The 14937-nt window shown below is 70.1% G+C and carries 17 protein-coding genes; 14 read left to right on the top strand and 3 right to left on the bottom strand.

The window, feature by feature from the left end; all coding sequences use genetic code 11:
• Positions 1-183: 183 nt before the first annotated feature.
• The 9 genes from map to truA all read left to right on the top strand — a co-directional run bounded on the left by map (position 184) and on the right by truA (position 6119).
• Positions 184-1023, top strand: coding sequence for a type I methionyl aminopeptidase (gene map / locus ACZ4MH_RS16645; protein WP_351590569.1), 840 nt, complete (start codon positions 184-186; stop codon positions 1021-1023).
• Between the two features lie 290 nt (positions 1024-1313).
• A complete protein-coding gene (infA, locus tag ACZ4MH_RS16640; RefSeq protein ID WP_030262853.1) occupies positions 1314-1535 on the top strand; it encodes a translation initiation factor IF-1 in 222 nt (73 codons plus the stop codon).
• A gap of 59 nt (positions 1536-1594) precedes the next feature.
• Complete coding sequence (gene rpmJ, locus ACZ4MH_RS16635) at positions 1595-1708, top strand: 50S ribosomal protein L36 (protein ID WP_003956441.1); 114 nt, start codon at positions 1595-1597, stop codon at positions 1706-1708.
• A 198-nt stretch (positions 1709-1906) separates the two neighbouring features.
• On the top strand, positions 1907-2287 hold the full coding sequence (gene rpsM / locus ACZ4MH_RS16630; protein WP_351590573.1) for a 30S ribosomal protein S13: 381 nt from the start codon (positions 1907-1909) through the stop codon (positions 2285-2287).
• A gap of 63 nt (positions 2288-2350) precedes the next feature.
• Positions 2351-2755 (top strand): 30S ribosomal protein S11, encoded by a 405-nt coding sequence (gene rpsK, locus ACZ4MH_RS16625; RefSeq protein WP_004571845.1) that lies wholly within the window; start codon positions 2351-2353, stop codon positions 2753-2755.
• A 26-nt stretch (positions 2756-2781) separates the two neighbouring features.
• On the top strand, positions 2782-3408 hold the full coding sequence (gene rpsD, locus ACZ4MH_RS16620) for a 30S ribosomal protein S4 (protein WP_351590576.1): 627 nt from the start codon (positions 2782-2784) through the stop codon (positions 3406-3408).
• Between the two features lie 109 nt (positions 3409-3517).
• Positions 3518-4540 (top strand): DNA-directed RNA polymerase subunit alpha, encoded by a 1023-nt coding sequence (locus ACZ4MH_RS16615; protein ID WP_003956430.1) that lies wholly within the window; start codon positions 3518-3520, stop codon positions 4538-4540.
• 161 nt (positions 4541-4701) lie between these two features.
• A complete protein-coding gene (rplQ, locus tag ACZ4MH_RS16610; protein WP_351590579.1) occupies positions 4702-5196 on the top strand; it encodes a 50S ribosomal protein L17 in 495 nt (164 codons plus the stop codon).
• Positions 5197-5267: 71 nt separating this feature from the next.
• Positions 5268-6119: a tRNA pseudouridine(38-40) synthase TruA gene (gene truA, locus ACZ4MH_RS16605; RefSeq protein ID WP_351590582.1), complete on the top strand. Its 852-nt coding sequence runs from the start codon at positions 5268-5270 to the stop codon at positions 6117-6119.
• Positions 6120-6161: 42 nt separating this feature from the next.
• Here truA and ACZ4MH_RS16600 read toward each other — a convergent pair whose 3' ends face one another.
• Positions 6162-7010, bottom strand: coding sequence for a hypothetical protein (locus tag ACZ4MH_RS16600; RefSeq protein WP_351590585.1), 849 nt, complete (start codon positions 7008-7010; stop codon positions 6162-6164).
• Between the two features lie 156 nt (positions 7011-7166).
• Here ACZ4MH_RS16600 and ACZ4MH_RS16595 point away from each other — a divergent pair, with 156 nt between their 5' ends.
• The 5 genes from ACZ4MH_RS16595 (at position 7167) to glmM (ending at position 12809) form a co-directional block, all read left to right on the top strand.
• Positions 7167-8786 carry an ABC-F family ATP-binding cassette domain-containing protein gene (locus ACZ4MH_RS16595; protein ID WP_351590588.1) on the top strand — a complete coding sequence of 540 codons (1620 nt, stop codon included), beginning with the start codon at positions 7167-7169 and terminating at the stop codon, positions 8784-8786.
• A 24-nt stretch (positions 8787-8810) separates the two neighbouring features.
• Positions 8811-10034, top strand: coding sequence for a glycosyltransferase 87 family protein (locus ACZ4MH_RS16590; protein WP_351590591.1), 1224 nt, complete (start codon positions 8811-8813; stop codon positions 10032-10034).
• A gap of 202 nt (positions 10035-10236) precedes the next feature.
• Positions 10237-10680: a 50S ribosomal protein L13 gene (rplM, locus tag ACZ4MH_RS16585; RefSeq protein WP_030619882.1), complete on the top strand. Its 444-nt coding sequence runs from the start codon at positions 10237-10239 to the stop codon at positions 10678-10680.
• A 43-nt stretch (positions 10681-10723) separates the two neighbouring features.
• On the top strand, positions 10724-11236 hold the full coding sequence (rpsI, locus tag ACZ4MH_RS16580) for a 30S ribosomal protein S9 (RefSeq protein WP_351590596.1): 513 nt from the start codon (positions 10724-10726) through the stop codon (positions 11234-11236).
• A 163-nt stretch (positions 11237-11399) separates the two neighbouring features.
• Positions 11400-12809: a phosphoglucosamine mutase gene (glmM, locus tag ACZ4MH_RS16575; RefSeq protein ID WP_351590599.1), complete on the top strand. Its 1410-nt coding sequence runs from the start codon at positions 11400-11402 to the stop codon at positions 12807-12809.
• An 84-nt stretch (positions 12810-12893) separates the two neighbouring features.
• Here glmM and ACZ4MH_RS16570 read toward each other — a convergent pair whose 3' ends face one another.
• Both ACZ4MH_RS16570 and coaA read right to left on the bottom strand, forming a co-directional pair.
• A complete protein-coding gene (locus tag ACZ4MH_RS16570; RefSeq protein WP_351590602.1) occupies positions 12894-13835 on the bottom strand; it encodes a DUF389 domain-containing protein in 942 nt (313 codons plus the stop codon).
• Between the two features lie 34 nt (positions 13836-13869).
• Positions 13870-14859, bottom strand: a complete 990-nt coding sequence (gene coaA, locus ACZ4MH_RS16565) for a type I pantothenate kinase (protein ID WP_351590605.1) — start codon at positions 14857-14859, stop codon at positions 13870-13872.
• Positions 14860-14937: the final 78 nt, after the last annotated feature.

The raw sequence follows: 14937 nt of genomic DNA, 5'->3' as shown, positions 1-14937 counted from the left end.
CCCTGGAGTGCCGGGCCGCGGAACCGCGGGAGCACTCTCCGAGACGGCCGCGGCGCCCTGATGGGCCCCGCGGCCGAATCACGTCCGGGTACCGTGGTAACGGCAACCGTTAATCGAGGAACCACGACGGCGATCGGCCACCTCCGCGAGAGCGGCGGCGGTTCAGCCGCAAAGGAAGGGCCAATGGTGGAGATCAAGACCCCGGAGCAGATCGCGAAGATGCGCGAGGCGGGGCTGGTCGTCGCCGCGATCCACGCCGCCACCCGTGAGGTGGCGGTGCCCGGTGCCTCCACCAAGGACCTGGACGACGCCGCGCGCAAGGTGCTGGCCGAGCACGGCGCGAAGTCGAACTTCCTCGGGTACGGCGGCTTCCCCGCGACGATCTGCACGTCGGTGAACGACGTGGTCGTGCACGGCATCCCCTCCGCTGACACCGTCCTGCAGGACGGCGACATCATCTCCATCGACTGCGGCGCGATCGTCGACGGCTGGCACGGCGACGCCGCGTACACGGCCTTCGTGGGCTCCGGTCACTCCGCTGAGCTGGTCGAGCTCAGCCGGGTGACCGAGGAGTCGATGTGGGCCGGCATCGCCGCGGTCCGCAAGGGCAACCGCCTGGTGGACATCTCCAAGGCGATCGAGGGCTACATCAAGCGCCAGCCGCGCCCGGCCTCCTCCAGCAAGTACGGCATCGTCGAGGACTACGGCGGCCACGGCATCGGATCGCAGATGCACATGGACCCGCACCTGCTGAACTACGTCGACCGCAAGCGCGGCCGCGGCCCGAAGCTGGTCCCCGGCTTCTGCATCGCCATCGAGCCGATGGTCAACCTCGGCACCGCCAAGACCCACGTCCTCGAGGACGACTGGACCGTGAAGTCCAACGATGGCGGCTGGTCCTCGCACTGGGAGCACTCGGTCGCGCTGACCGAGGAGGGGCCCCTGGTGCTGACGGCGCCCGACGGCGGCAAGGCGAAGCTCGCCGAGTACGGCATCGAAACGGCTCCCGATCCGCTGGCGTGAACGAGGAGCCGTCGGTCGGAGGCCGGCGCAGCCGCTCGAAGCCCGTGAGGCGCCCCAGGCGCCGAGCCCGCGAGAGCGGCATCAAGAGGGGGGCCGGCATCGAAACCGCTCCCGATCCTCTGGCGTAACGATCTACGTGGCTGGGCAATAATCGTGGATTCGTCTTTTCGAGTGCGCTGACGTAGACTGACGCGTCGGATCTCGTGCATCCGTATGCCTGCGTCCCCGGATGCGGGAATCGGGTGAATCGCACGAGAGCTGATCAAGGTAGCCGATTCGAAGGGCGAAGCGTGGCCAAGAAGCAAGGTGCCATCGAAATCGAGGGCACCGTGATCGAGTCCCTCCCGAACGCGATGTTCAAGGTGGAGCTTCAGAACGGTCACCAGGTCCTCGCGCACATCAGCGGCAAGATGCGGATGCACTACATCCGTATCCTCCCGGATGACCGGGTCGTGGTGGAGCTGTCTCCGTACGACCTGACGCGTGGGCGGATCGTCTACCGCTACAAGTAGATCTTGCCGCTGCCCCGCTCCCGTGGGGCGTACGGCACTGACCCGGAGAACCTCACCCCATGAAGGTCAAGCCGAGCGTCAAGAAGATCTGCGACAAGTGCAAGGTGATCCGCCGCCACGGCCGGGTCATGGTCATCTGCGACAACCTGCGCCACAAGCAGCGCCAGGGCTGACGCACGACCTGCACTTCCCGCAGTTCTTCGCGCGACGCGAGCACACGTACATACGCAGAGCCCGTCGAGCCGTAATGGCTGACGACACCTCCGGCGGGGGCCGGGGACCCAGGACGTACCACTGCCTTTCACGCAAGAGCGGTCGGCGGCCGGGAGCGGCTCTGTGGCAGACCCCCGAAACAACACAGGAGCCATTCGATGGCACGCGTTTCAGGTGTTGACATCCCGCGCGAAAAGCGCGTGGAGGTTGCCCTCACCTACGTCTTCGGCATTGGCCGCACGCTGGCGAAGCAGACCCTCGCCGCTGCCAATGTCGACCCGAACACCCGCGTTCGTGACCTTCCCGAAGAGGACCTGGTCAAGATCCGCGAGTACGTGGACGCGAATCTCCAGACCGAGGGTGACCTCCGTCGCGAGATTCAGGCCGACATCCGCCGCAAGGTCGAGATCGGCTGCTACCAGGGCCTGCGCCACCGTCGTGGCCTGCCCGTCCACGGTCAGCGCACCAGCACGAACGCTCGTACCCGTAAGGGCCCGCGTCGCGCGATCGCCGGCAAGAAGAAGCCGGGCAAGAAGTAGTCCTCAGCGGACGCTTATCAGCGGTCTTCGCTGTAGGACCGACCACCTCCACGGGAGTAATGAATGCCTCCGAAGGGCCGTACGGCCGGCGCCAAGAAGGTGCGCCGCAAGGAGAAGAAGAACGTTGCCCACGGGCACGCTCACATCAAGAGCACGTTCAACAACACGATCGTTTCGATCACCGACCCCACCGGCAACGTGATTTCCTGGGCTTCGGCCGGTCACGTGGGCTTCAAGGGTTCGCGTAAGTCGACTCCGTTCGCCGCGCAGATGGCCGCCGAGTCGGCCGCCCGCCGCGCGCAGGAGCACGGCATGCGCAAGGTCGACGTTTTCGTCAAGGGTCCCGGCTCCGGCCGTGAGACCGCGATCCGCTCCCTCCAGGCCACCGGCCTCGAGGTCGGCTCGATCCAGGACGTCACCCCGACCCCCCACAACGGCTGCCGCCCGCCCAAGCGCCGCCGCGTCTGACCAGCTGAAGTAGGAGACACAAGAATATGGCGCGTTACACCGGGGCCGACTGCAAGCGTTGCCGTCGGGAGAAGCAGAAGCTCTTCCTCAAGGGGAGCAAGTGCGAGAGCGCGAAGTGCCCGATCGAGATCCGTCCTTACCCCCCGGGTGAGCACGGTCGCGGGCGCACCAAGGACAGCGAGTACCTGCTGCAGCTGCGCGAGAAGCAGAAGTGCAGCCGTATCTACGGTGTCCTTGAGAAGCAGTTCCTCGGGTACTACAAGGAGGCGAACCAGAAGTCCGGCAAGACCGGTGAGAACCTTCTGCGCATCCTTGAGTCCCGTCTGGACAACGTGGTCTACCGTGCGGGCTTCGCGAAGTCCCGCGACCACGCCCGTCAGCTGGTCCGCCACGGCCACATCACCGTGAACGGCCGCAAGACCGACATCCCGTCGGCCCGCGTCGCCGCGAACGACATCATCGAGGTCCGCGAGAAGTCTCGCACCATGACCCCCTTCCAGGTGGCTCAGGCCGAGGCCGGCGACCGGACCGTCCCGGCTTGGCTGGAGGCGGTCCCCTCGAAGCTGCGCGTCCTCGTGCACTCGCTGCCCGAGCGCCAGGTGATCGACACCCAGGTGCAGGAGCAGCTGATCGTTGAGCTCTACTCCAAGTAAGTAGGGCTTGCGGTCGCGGGCGGTACGGCACTTTTGGGCCGTACCGCCCGTACCCTTGTAGTACAGCGGGCGTCAAATAGCGGGCGTCCACGACTGAAGGATCAAAAACATGCTGATCGCTCAGCGTCCCTCGTTGACCGAAGAGGTCGTCGACGAGTACCGCTCCCGGTTCGTGATCGAGCCGCTGGAGCCGGGCTTCGGTTACACCCTCGGCAACTCTCTGCGTCGTACGCTCCTCTCCTCGATCCCCGGTGCCGCGGTCACCAGCATCCGGATCGACGGTGTCCTGCACGAGTTCACCACCGTGCCGGGCGTCAAGGAGGACGTCACCGACCTCATCCTGAACATCAAGCAGCTGGTCGTCTCCTCGGAGCACGACGAGCCGGTCGTGATGTACCTGCGCAAGCAGGGCCCCGGCCTGGTCACCGCCGCGGACATCGCCCCGCCGGCCGGTGTCGAGGTGCACAACCCCGACCTGGTCCTCGCCACGCTGAACGGCAAGGGCAAGCTGGAGATGGAGCTGACCGTCGAGCGCGGTCGCGGCTACGTCTCCGCCGTGCAGAACAAGCAGGTGGGCCAGGAGATCGGCCGTATCCCGGTCGACTCCATCTACAGCCCCGTGCTCAAGGTCACGTACAAGGTCGAGGCGACCCGTGTCGAGCAGCGCACCGACTTCGACAAGCTGATCGTCGACGTCGAGACCAAGCAGGCCATGCGCCCGCGTGACGCCATGGCGTCCGCCGGTAAGACCCTGGTCGAGCTGTTCGGTCTGGCGCGCGAGCTCAACATCGACGCCGAGGGCATCGACATGGGCCCGTCCCCCACGGACGCCGCCCTGGCCGCCGACCTGGCGCTGCCGATCGAGGAGCTGGAGCTCACCGTTCGGTCGTACAACTGCCTCAAGCGCGAGGGCATCCACTCCGTGGGTGAGCTCGTCGCCCGCTCCGAGGCCGACCTGCTCGACATCCGCAACTTCGGTGCGAAGTCGATCGACGAGGTCAAGGCGAAGCTGGCCGGCATGGGCCTGGCGCTGAAGGACTCGCCTCCCGGCTTCGACCCGACCGCCGCGGCTGACGCCTTTGGCGCCGATGATGACGCGGATGCGGGTTTCGTCGAGACCGAGCAGTACTGAGAGCTCGGGCCTGATGGTCTGATTTTGCTGCGGATCGGCTGTGCCTGGTCGCGCAGTTCCCCGCGCCCCTTACGGGGCGCGGGTCTCCGACGGGCGACCGCCCGCTCGGATACTGACCCCGGTACCTGATACGGCTGGGGCAGACACAGAGGAGAAACACCATGCCGCGTCCCGCCAAGGGTGCCCGTCTGGGCGGCAGCGCCGCGCACGAGCGTCTGCTGCTCGCGAACCTCGCGAAGTCGCTGTTCGAGCACGGCCGCATCACCACGACCGAGGCCAAGGCCCGCCGCCTGCGCCCCGTCGCGGAGAAGCTGATCACCAAGGCGAAGAAGGGCGACATCCACAACCGTCGCCTGGTGCTGGCCACGATCACGGACAAGAGCATCGTGCACACGCTGTTCACCGAGATCGCGCCGCGCTACGCCGAGCGTCCGGGTGGCTACACCCGTATCACCAAGATCGGCAACCGTCGTGGCGACAACGCCCCGATGGCCGTCATCGAGCTGGTCGAGGGCGAGATCGCCAAGAAGGCCACCGTCGACGAGGCCGAGGCCGCGACCAAGCGCGCGGTGAAGGAGGCCGACCAGGCCGCCAAGGCCGAGGAGACCAAGGACGAGGCCGCCGAGGCCCCGGCCGAGGAGTCCAAGGACGCCTGAGCCTGATCAAGGCCGTTGAACGGGCCCGCTCCCCTCGGGGGGCGGGCCCTTTCGCTTGAGAGGATGGTCGCGTGAGCGATGAGGTGGAGCCCGGGTACGTGCGGGTGCGGCTGGACCTTTCCTATGACGGGAAGGACTTCTCCGGCTGGGCCAAGCAGCGGGAGCGGCGGACGGTCCAGCAGGAGATCGAGGACGCGCTGCGGACCGTGACGCGGGCGCAGGAGACGTACGAGCTGACCGTGGCGGGGCGGACGGACGCGGGCGTGCACGCGCGCGGCCAGGTGGCCCACGTCGACCTGCCGCAGGAGCTGTGGGCCGAGCACGGCGACAAGCTGCGGCGGCGGCTCGCCGGGCGGCTGCCGAAGGACGTACGGATCTGGCGGGTGGCCGAGGCCCCGGCCGGGTTCAACGCCCGGTTCTCGGCGATCTGGCGCCGGTACGCGTACCGGGTCACCGACCACCCCGGCGGCGTCGACCCGCTGCTGCGCGGGCACGTGCTGTGGCACGACTGGGACCTGGACGTGGCGGCGATGAACGAGGCGTCGCAGCCGCTGCTGGGGGAGCACGACTTCGCGGCGTACTGCAAGCGGCGCGAGGGCGCGACGACCATTCGTACGCTCCAGAAGCTGAGCTGGGAGCGGGACGCGGACGGGATCGTCACGGCGACCGTGAAGGCGGACGCGTTCTGCCACAACATGGTGCGGTCGCTGGTGGGCGCGCTGCTGTTCGTGGGCGACGGGCACCGGCCCGTGGAGTGGCCGGGCAAGGTGCTCGCGGCGGGCGTGCGGGACTCGGCGGTGCACGTCGTACGGCCGCACGGGCTGACGCTGGAGGAGGTCGGCTACCCGGCCGACGAGCTGCTTGCGGCCCGCAACAAGGAAGCGCGGAACAAGCGGACGCTGCCGGGCGCGGGCTGCTGCTGAGCCCGGGGGGGGCGGGGCCGCGGGCCCCGCCCCGTCAGTACCTCAGTCCTTGAGCTGCTTCTTCGCCGCCGCGTCGGCCTGGTCGCGGCCGCGCTGCATGATCCGGTTCCAGGCGTACGCGGCGCCGTCCCGGCTCGCCTGCAGGGCCTGGGTCTCGCTGCCGACGACGGCCTTGCCGTTGAGGTAGCCGGCGATCGTGAAGTACGCGTACCGGCCGGCCGCGTTCGCCGACGTCCGGCAGGCGGTGGCCTGGCAGAACGGGGCGACCTTGCCGCCGGAGAGCGCGGCGAGGTTGTTCTTGTACTCGTTCTTGACCGCGGTCGCCGCGGCCTTCGTGTCGAAGCGGGCGATGCCGACCGTGACCGCGACACCCTCCCGGGAGAAGGTGGCGCGCAGCAGCTTCTCGCAGCCGTGCTTCTCCAGGACCGGGCCGAGGCCGCCCTGCGCGACGCTCGTGCAGCTGCCGGTGGAGCCGGTCGTGGCCTTCGGGTAGACGCGGCCGCCGGCCGTCAGCTGCTTCTCGGGGAAGAGCGAGGCGGTGGTGAGCGGCGCGGTGTCCTTCCCGGCGTCGGTGATGTAGTCCATCGGGTCCGGCGGCGGGGGGACGGTGACGTCGGAGAAGGTCGGCTTGGGATCGGCCGGCTCGTCGGGGAGCTTCTGGGGCGAGGGCAGGGCGTTCGGCTTGTTGCTGCCGCCATTACTGGTGATCACGGCGGTGGCGACGATGCCGGCCACCGCGAGGGTGGCCAGGACGCCGCCGCCGATCATCAGCAGCCGCTTGCGCTTCCCGCGTGACTCACTCTCCTCCGCCAGCGCGGCCCAGTCCGGTGTGGACGGAGCGGACGGACCCGAACCCCCGGGGCCGTACGGCCCCCCTTGCCCAAAGCTCATGGCGCGCATCCTAATGCGCACAGGTCACAGACGGACCTTCGCGGGCGGGTGAGCGGCGGCCTACGGGGGAGTACGGGCGGTGGCCTCCGGAGCGCACGGACGGTCGCCGGGGAAACCCGTTTGTTCCGCGTGGTGTCAGGGGCCGACAATCCCCGCATGGGACATGTGGAAGCCGGACACCTGGAGTACTACCTGCCCGATGGGCGGGTCCTGCTGGGCGATGTGTCCTTTCGGGTGGGGGAAGGCGCCACGGTCGCGCTGGTCGGGGCGAACGGCGCGGGCAAGACGACGCTGCTGAAGCTGATCGCGGGGGAGCTGCAGCCGCACGGCGGCGCGGTGACGGTCAGCGGCGGGCTCGGAGTGATGCCGCAGTTCGTGGGCTCGGTGCGGGACGACCGGACGGTGCGGGACCTGCTGGTGTCGGTGTCCCAGCCGCGGCTGCGGGCGGCGGCGAAGGCCGTGGACGACGCGGAGCACGCGGTGATGACGGTCGACGACGAGGCCGCGCAGATGGCGTACGCGCAGGCGCTCAGCGACTGGGCCGAGGCGCGCGGCTACGAGGCCGAGACGGTCTGGGACATGTGCACGATGGCCGCGCTCGGCGTCCCGTACGAGAAGGCGCAGTGGCGGCAGGTGCGCACGCTCTCCGGCGGTGAGCAGAAGCGCCTGGTCCTGGAGTCGCTGCTGCGCGGCACGGACGAGGTGCTGCTGCTGGACGAGCCGGACAACTATCTGGACGTCCCCGGCAAGCGCTGGCTGGAGGAGCGGCTGCGCGAGACCAAGAAGACGGTCCTGTTCGTGAGCCACGACCGCGAGCTGCTGGCCCGCTCCGCCGAGAAGATCGTCAGCGTGGAGCCGGGGCCCGCTGGCTCGGACGTGTGGGTGCACGGCGGCGGCTTCGGCACGTACCACGAGGCGCGCAAGGAGCGGTTCGCGCGCTTCGAGGAGCTGCGCAGGCGCTGGGACGAGAAGCACGACCAGTTGAAGAAGCTGGTACGCAATCTGCGCCAGGCCGCGGAGAACAGCCACGAGCTGGCCTCGCGCTACCACGCGGCCCAGACCAGGCTCCGCAAGTTCGAGGAGGCCGGGCCGCCGCCGGAGCCGCCGCGCGAGCAGGACATCACGATGCGGCTGCACGGCGGCCGGACCGGCGTACGCGCGGTGACCTGCGAGAACCTGGAGCTCACGGGCCTGATGAAGCCCTTCTCCCTGGAGATCTTCTACGGCGAGCGGGTCGCGGTCCTCGGCTCCAACGGCTCCGGCAAGTCCCACTTCCTGCGGCTCCTGGCGGGCGAGGACGTCGCGCACACGGGCGCGTGGAAGCTGGGCGCCCGCGTGGTCCCGGGCCACTTCGCCCAGACCCATGCCCACCCGGAGCTGGAGGGCCGCACCCTCCTGGACATCCTGTGGCAGGAGCACGCCAGGGACCGCGGCAAGGCGATGAGCGCCCTGCGCCGGTACGAGCTCAGCGGCCAGGCCGAGCAGCGCTTCGACCGCCTCTCCGGCGGCCAGCAGGCCCGCTTCCAGATCCTCCTGCTGGAGCTGGGCGGCACCACCGCGCTGCTCCTCGACGAGCCGACCGACAACCTCGACCTGGAGTCGGCGGAGGCGCTGCAGGAGGGGCTGGAGGCGTACGAGGGGACGGTGCTGGCGGTGACGCACGACCGGTGGTTCGCGCGGTCCTTCGACCGGTATCTGGTCTTCGGCTCCGATGGTCGGGTGCGGGAGACGTCCGAGCCGGTGTGGGATGAGCGTCGTGTCGAGCGGGAGCGGTAGCGCGGCGGCTTCTAGCCTGGCCGCATGGTGGCGGACGTAGCGGATGCAGCGGGCGAAAAGGGGCGGTCGTCGCACGCGGTGTGGCTGCTGCGGCCCGCTTCCTGGCCGCTGCGGGCGGTGGCCGCCGGGCTGATGGCCGTCGTGGTCTGGGCGACCGTGCGGCGTGGTGGTCACCTGGGGATGGACAACGCCTTCGCCGTGCGGGCCGCGCGTGCCCTGCTGGACGGCGGGGCGCCGTATGCCGACAAGCGGTTCCTCTATCTGCCGGGGGCGGTCCTCGCGGCCGTTCCCGAGGCGCTGCTGCCCGGGGCCTGGCTGGTGTGGCTGGTGCCGGCGGCCGGTGTCGGGCTCGTCCTGGTGGGCTGGTGGCTGAGCCTGCGGATCTTCGGGGTCGCGGCGGGCAGCAGGCTCGCGGCGCTGGCGGTGGCCGCGCTGCCGTTCTTCCAGCCGTTCCGCAACCTCGTCACGCTCGGGAACTGGACGCTGGCCTCCGTGGTGGCATTTCCCCTGGCGCTGCTGCTGGCCCGCCGGGAGCGCTGGACGGCGGCCGGCGCGGTCATCGGGACGGCGCTGGCGGTCAAGCCGATGCTGGTGCCCGTACTGCTGTTGTTCGTGTTCGCGCGGCGGTGGCGGGCGCTGGCCGCGGCGATCGGAGTGCCCCTCCTGGTGTCCCTCCTCGCCGCGCTCGTGATGCCGCGGCCCGGGATGTTCCTCACCCGTACGCTGCCGTTCCTGCTGCGGGGGCAGGACGTCTTCGCGCGGCCGTACGACGCCTCGCTCGGCGCGGTCCTGGCCCGCCTCGGCCTGCCGGACCCGGTGGCCTACGGGGTGGCCGTGCTCGCGGCGGCGGCCGGGGTGGCCTGCGCCCACCTGCGCTGGCGGCGCGCGGACGCGGGGCCGCTGCGGCTCGTCGAGACGGCCGCGATGCTGCTGCTCGCCGCCTTCCTCGTCTCCCGCCCGTCGTTCGACCACTACCTGCTGGTCGTGCTCGGCCCGCTGCTGGCGTCCGTCGCCGTGCCGGGCGCCGCGCCCCGTACCGTGTGGTTCTGGATCGCCCTCGTACCGCAGGTCTCCGGCCTCGACTGGCCGTACCTGGAGGACATCAGGCGGCGGGCCTTCAAGGACGCGGCGATGCTGTGGACGCTGACCGCCGTGCTGGCGTGCGTCTGCCTGGGCCGCGGGGGCGGCCGGCCGGGCCGCCGGGGCGGCGACGGCGGGGATCGCACCCCCGTACGGGACGCGTTTTGACCCGCCTGGGGGAGGCCCGGTATTCTGCCTGTTTGTTATGCGTATTGGCTTGCTCTATCTCACGTGAGGGGCCCTTACGCCGGTCCACCGGGCCGATCACCGACGGCAGGCAATGGGTTGCGTCACCCGGAGCCGCCCGTGTCGGCATATCGACCATGGTGGCCAGTACAGGTCCCAATCACTTAGAAGCGAAGGCTAAAACGTGCGTACGTTCAGCCCCAAGCCCGGCGATGTCCAGCGCCAGTGGCACATCATTGACGCGCAGGACGTTGTCCTGGGCCGTCTGGCATCTCAGGCCGCGTCCCTCCTGCGGGGCAAGCACAAGCCGGTCTACGCCCCTCACGTCGACACCGGTGACTTCGTCATCATCATCAACGCCGACAAGGTGCACCTGTCCGGCAACAAGCGCTCGCAGAAGATGGCGTACCGCCACTCCGGCTTCCCGGGTGGTCTGCGTTCGGTCCGTTACGACGAGCTGCTCGACAAGAACCCCGAGAAGGCCGTCGAGAAGGCCATCAAGGGCATGCTCCCGAAGAACACCCTGGGCCGCCAGATGCTCTCGAAGCTGAAGGTCTACGCGGGCGCCGAGCACCCGCACGCTGCTCAGCAGCCGGTCCCGTTCGAGATCACCCAGGTCGCGCAGTAAGTCCGGCCACACCCCCTAAGACGAAGAGAATCTGAGGAGCATCGTGGCTGAGACCACCGCCGAGACCCCGCTCGAAGAGGCCGAGGTCGAGCAGTACACCAGCGAGTCCGAGGCGCCGCTGGAGGGTGAGTACACCTCCGAGTCGCTCGCCTCCCGCTTCGGCGACCCCCAGCCGGCCGCCGGCCTGGGCCGCCGCAAGAACGCCATCGCCCGCGTCCGGATCGTCCCGGGCACCGGCCAGTGGAAGATCAACGGCCGCACCCTCGAGGGCTACTTCCCGAACAAGGTGCACCAGCAGGAAGTCAACGAGCCCTTCAAGGTGCTCGAGCTCGACAACCGCTACGACGTTGTCGCCCGCATCTCCGGTGGCGGCATCTCCGGCCAGGCCGGCGCGCTGCGCCTGGGCGTGGCCCGTGCGCTGAACGAGGCGGACGTGGAGAACAACCGTGGCCCGCTGAAGAAGGCCGGCTTCCTGAGCCGCGACGACCGTGCGGTCGAGCGCAAGAAGTCGGGTCTGAAGAAGGCCCGTAAGGCGCCGCAGTACAGCAAGCGCTAATCACGCTCGCTGCCTCGTGTGCAGCATTCGCGCTTCGCGCGCAGCTTGGCGAACGCCCCGGGGGCACTTTCCGTGCCGCCGGGGCGTTCGGCTATCCGGGACCAGATAGGCGTATACCTGGACGTAACGGTCTGGTCCAAGCTCATGAACTCGGAGGACACCAGTGGGACGACTCTTCGGCACGGACGGGGTGCGCGGCGTCGCCAATGCGGATCTGACGGCAGAGCTCGCGCTCGGGCTGTCGGTCGCTGCGGCGCATGTGCTGAGGGAGAAGCCGGGGCGAAGCCCCGTCCAGCTGGGGCAGCGGTCGGGTGACGGGCGGGACGGCACCGTCGAAGAGCACCGGCCGGTGGCCGTGGTCGGGCGCGATCCGCGGGCCTCGGGGGAGTTCCTGGAGTCCGCCGTGGTGGCGGGGCTGGCCAGCGCGGGCGTCGACGTGCTGCGGGTGGGCGTGCTGCCGACCCCGGCGGTGGCGTACCTCACCGGCGCGCTCGGCGCGGACCTGGGCGTGATGCTCTCCGCGAGCCACAACCCGATGCCCGACAACGGCATCAAGTTCTTCGCGCGCGGCGGGCACAAGCTCGCCGACGAGCTGGAGGACCGGATCGAGAGCATGTACCGCGGGCACGCCGCCGGTGAGCCGTGGGACCGGCCGACCGGCGCGGGCGTGGGCCGGGTCAAGGACTACGCCGAGGGCTTCGACAACTACGTCGCGCACCTGGTCGGCGTGTTGCCGAACCGGCTGGACGGCCTGAAGGTCGTCATCGACGGGGCGCACGGCGCGGCGGCCCGGGTCTCCCCGGAGGCGTTCGCGCGGGCCGGCGCCGAGGTCGTCACGATCGGCACCGACCCCGACGGCCTGAACATCAACGACGGCTGCGGCTCCACCCACCTGGACAAGCTGCGCGCCGCGGTCGTCGAGCACGGCGCCGACCTGGGTGTCGCGCACGACGGTGACGCGGACCGCTGCCTGGCCGTGGACGCGGCCGGCGACGAGGTCGACGGCGACCAGATCCTCGCCGTCCTCGCGCTGGGCATGCGGGACGCGGGCACGCTGCGGCAGAACACCGTGGTCGCCACGGTCATGTCCAACCTGGGCTTCAAGCTGGCGCTGGAGCGCGAGGGCATCGAGCTGGTGCGCACCGCGGTGGGCGACCGGTACGTCCTGGAGGAGATGAAGGCGCAGGGCTTCGCGCTGGGCGGCGAGCAGTCCGGGCACGTCATCGTGCTGGACCACGCCACGACCGGCGACGGCACGCTGACCGGCCTGATGCTGGCGGCGCGGGTGGCGGCGACGGGCCGCTCGCTGGCCGAGCTGGCGGGCGTCATGAAGCGGCTGCCGCAGGTCCTCATCAACGTCCCCGACGTGGACAAGTCCCGGGTGGCCACCTCCGCCGAGCTGTCGGCCGCGGTGACCGACGCGGAGCGCGAGCTGGGCGAGACCGGCCGGGTACTGCTGCGCTCCTCCGGTACGGAGCCGCTGGTCCGCGTCATGGTGGAGGCGGCCGACCTGGAGCAGGCGCGAGCCGTGGCGGGGCGGCTGGCCGACGTGGTGAAGTCGGCGCTGGGCTGACGAGCAGCCGACTTTCCGGCGCCGCACGGGTGGACGGACGTCCGTTGCATCCCTGCGGCGCCGTTGCGCCTGCGGCGGGCGTCCTCAAACGCCGGACGGGCTGGATTTGCGCTGCCTGGCCCAGAGAGCCTTCTGCACGAGCAGTGTCAGCGTGCCCGCGAGGACGATGCCCGCCAGGTTCACCAGCAGCTGCTTGCTGGAGCCCCAGGTCTGGCCGTAGTCGCCGTAGAGGAAGGCGAGTGCGGCGTTCGCCGCCGCCGGTACGGTCGTCACCGAGATCGCGACGCCCACCAGCGCGCCCGACTTCGCCGAGGTCAGGGAGAGCGTCCCGGCGATGCCGGCCAGGAACGCCACCACGAAGGACATCGGGTCCGGCTGCCAGATGAAGGCCGTGTTGGGGCGGTCGGCCTCGACCTGCGTCTTGGTGAACAGCCCCATCGCGTCCATCAGCCAGCTGAAGCCCACGGTCACCACCATCGCGACCGCGAAGCCCACCAGCAGCGCGGCCAGCGAGCGCCACACGAGCCGCGGGGCGCGCTGGACCAGGGCCGTGCAGATCCCGGCGAGCGGGCCGAACTCCGGCCCGACCGCCATCGCGCCCACGATGAGTACCGCGTTGTCCAGCGCCACACCGCACGCCGCGATCATCGTCGCCAGCGCCAGGAACGCGATGTAGGTGACGGTCAGCGTCGATTCCTCGTGCGTGGCATCGCTCAGCTGTTCCCACAGGACCGCGTCCGCGCCCTCGCCCGGCGCGTCCTCCTCGGCCTGGACGGCCCGCTTGGACAGCGACAGGTCGATGTCCTCGACCGCGATCGACCCGCACTCGTCGATGCCGCGCTCGCGCAGCGCCCGCAGTACTTCGTCACCGGCCTCCCGGGCCACGTCGCAGGTGATGACGTCGCCGGCCGGATTGCGGGCGGCCCCGGCCAGTACGACCAGGTGGGTGGTGCCGACCGTGCGTTCCAGGAGGTCGGTCACCTCGTCCGTACGGTCGGCCGGGACGATCAGGCGCAGGTGCAGCACGGTGGCATTCCTCGGGGAGCGGCAGAGTGTGGCGTCAGAGTTTGCGCAGCGACAGCCGCTGCACCTTGTGGTCGGGTCCCTTGCGCAGCACGAGGTTCGCGCGCCCGCGGGTGGGGGCCACATTCTGCTGCAGATTGGGCTTGTTGATGGTGCGCCAGTTCATCCGGGCGTACTCCAGTGCCTCTTCCTCCGAGACCTGGGCGTACTTGCGGAAGTACGAGAACGGGTTCTGGAAGGCGGTCTGGCGCAGCTTGCGGAACCGGCCGAGGTACCACTGCTCGATGTCCTCGGTGCGGGCGTCCACGTACACCGAGAAGTCGAAGAAGTCGGCGAGGCCGAGCCGGGTGCGGCCGTCCTTGCCGGGCAGCGCGGGCTGCAGCACGTTGAGGCCCTCGACGATGAGGATGTCGGGGCGGTGCACGGTCAGCCGCTCGCCGGGGACGATGTCGTAGATCAGGTGTGAGTACACCGGCGCGCTGACCTCGGCCTTGCCCGACTTCACGTCCGCGACGAAGCGGGTCAGGGCGCGCCGGTCGTAGGACTCGGGGAAGCCCTTACGGGACATCAGGCCGCGCCGGTGCAGCTCGGCGTTGGGCAGCAGGAAGCCGTCGGTGGTCACCAGCTCCACCCGCGGGTGGTCGGGCCAGCGGGCCAGCAGCGCCTGGAGGAGGCGGGCCGTGGTCGACTTGCCGACCGCGACGCTGCCCGCCACGCCGATCACGAACGGCGTGCCCTCCTGGGCGCCGTGCCCCTCCCGGTCGCCGAGGAAGGTGTTCAGGGCGCCGCGGAGGCTGCTGGTGGCGCCGAAGTAGAGGTTCAGCAGCCGGGAGAGCGGCAGGTAGACGTCGCGCACCTCGTCCAGGTCGATGACGTCGCCCAGGCCGCGCAGCCGCTCGACCTCTTCGGCGGTGAGCGGGAGCGGGGTCTTCTCGCGCAGGGCGCTCCACTCCCCGCGGGTCATGTCGACGTACGGCGTGGCGTCGGCGCGGCGGCGTTGCTGCGGCTGCTCTGTCGTCATGGGCACGCCGCCCATTGTCCGCAGCCGTCCGCCGCCGCTCATCCCGGGGTGGTCCTGCGGGGCAACCCGGGAGGGTTCCCGGTC

The organism is Streptomyces sp. NPDC026301 (assembly GCF_055567935.1).
This window is presented reverse-complemented; position numbering and strand designations above follow the sequence as displayed.

Bases quoted from the DNA above. Each gene is read 5' to 3' on its own strand.
- map (WP_351590569.1), top strand. From the start codon at position 184: ATGGTGGAGATCAAGACCCCGGAGCAGATCGCGAAGATGCGCGAGGCG.
- rpmJ (WP_003956441.1), top strand. From the start codon at position 1,595: ATGAAGGTCAAGCCGAGCGTCAAGAAGATCTGCGACAAGTGCAAGGTG.
- rpsM (WP_351590573.1), top strand. From the start codon at position 1,907: ATGGCACGCGTTTCAGGTGTTGACATCCCGCGCGAAAAGCGCGTGGAG.
- rpsK (WP_004571845.1), top strand. From the start codon at position 2,351: ATGCCTCCGAAGGGCCGTACGGCCGGCGCCAAGAAGGTGCGCCGCAAG.
- rpsD (WP_351590576.1), top strand. From the start codon at position 2,782: ATGGCGCGTTACACCGGGGCCGACTGCAAGCGTTGCCGTCGGGAGAAG.
- ACZ4MH_RS16615 (WP_003956430.1), top strand. From the start codon at position 3,518: ATGCTGATCGCTCAGCGTCCCTCGTTGACCGAAGAGGTCGTCGACGAG.
- rplQ (WP_351590579.1), top strand. From the start codon at position 4,702: ATGCCGCGTCCCGCCAAGGGTGCCCGTCTGGGCGGCAGCGCCGCGCAC.
- ACZ4MH_RS16600 (WP_351590585.1), bottom strand. From the start codon at position 7,010: ATGAGCTTTGGGCAAGGGGGGCCGTACGGCCCCGGGGGTTCGGGTCCG.
- ACZ4MH_RS16595 (WP_351590588.1), top strand. From the start codon at position 7,167: ATGGGACATGTGGAAGCCGGACACCTGGAGTACTACCTGCCCGATGGG.
- ACZ4MH_RS16590 (WP_351590591.1), top strand. From the start codon at position 8,811: ATGGTGGCGGACGTAGCGGATGCAGCGGGCGAAAAGGGGCGGTCGTCG.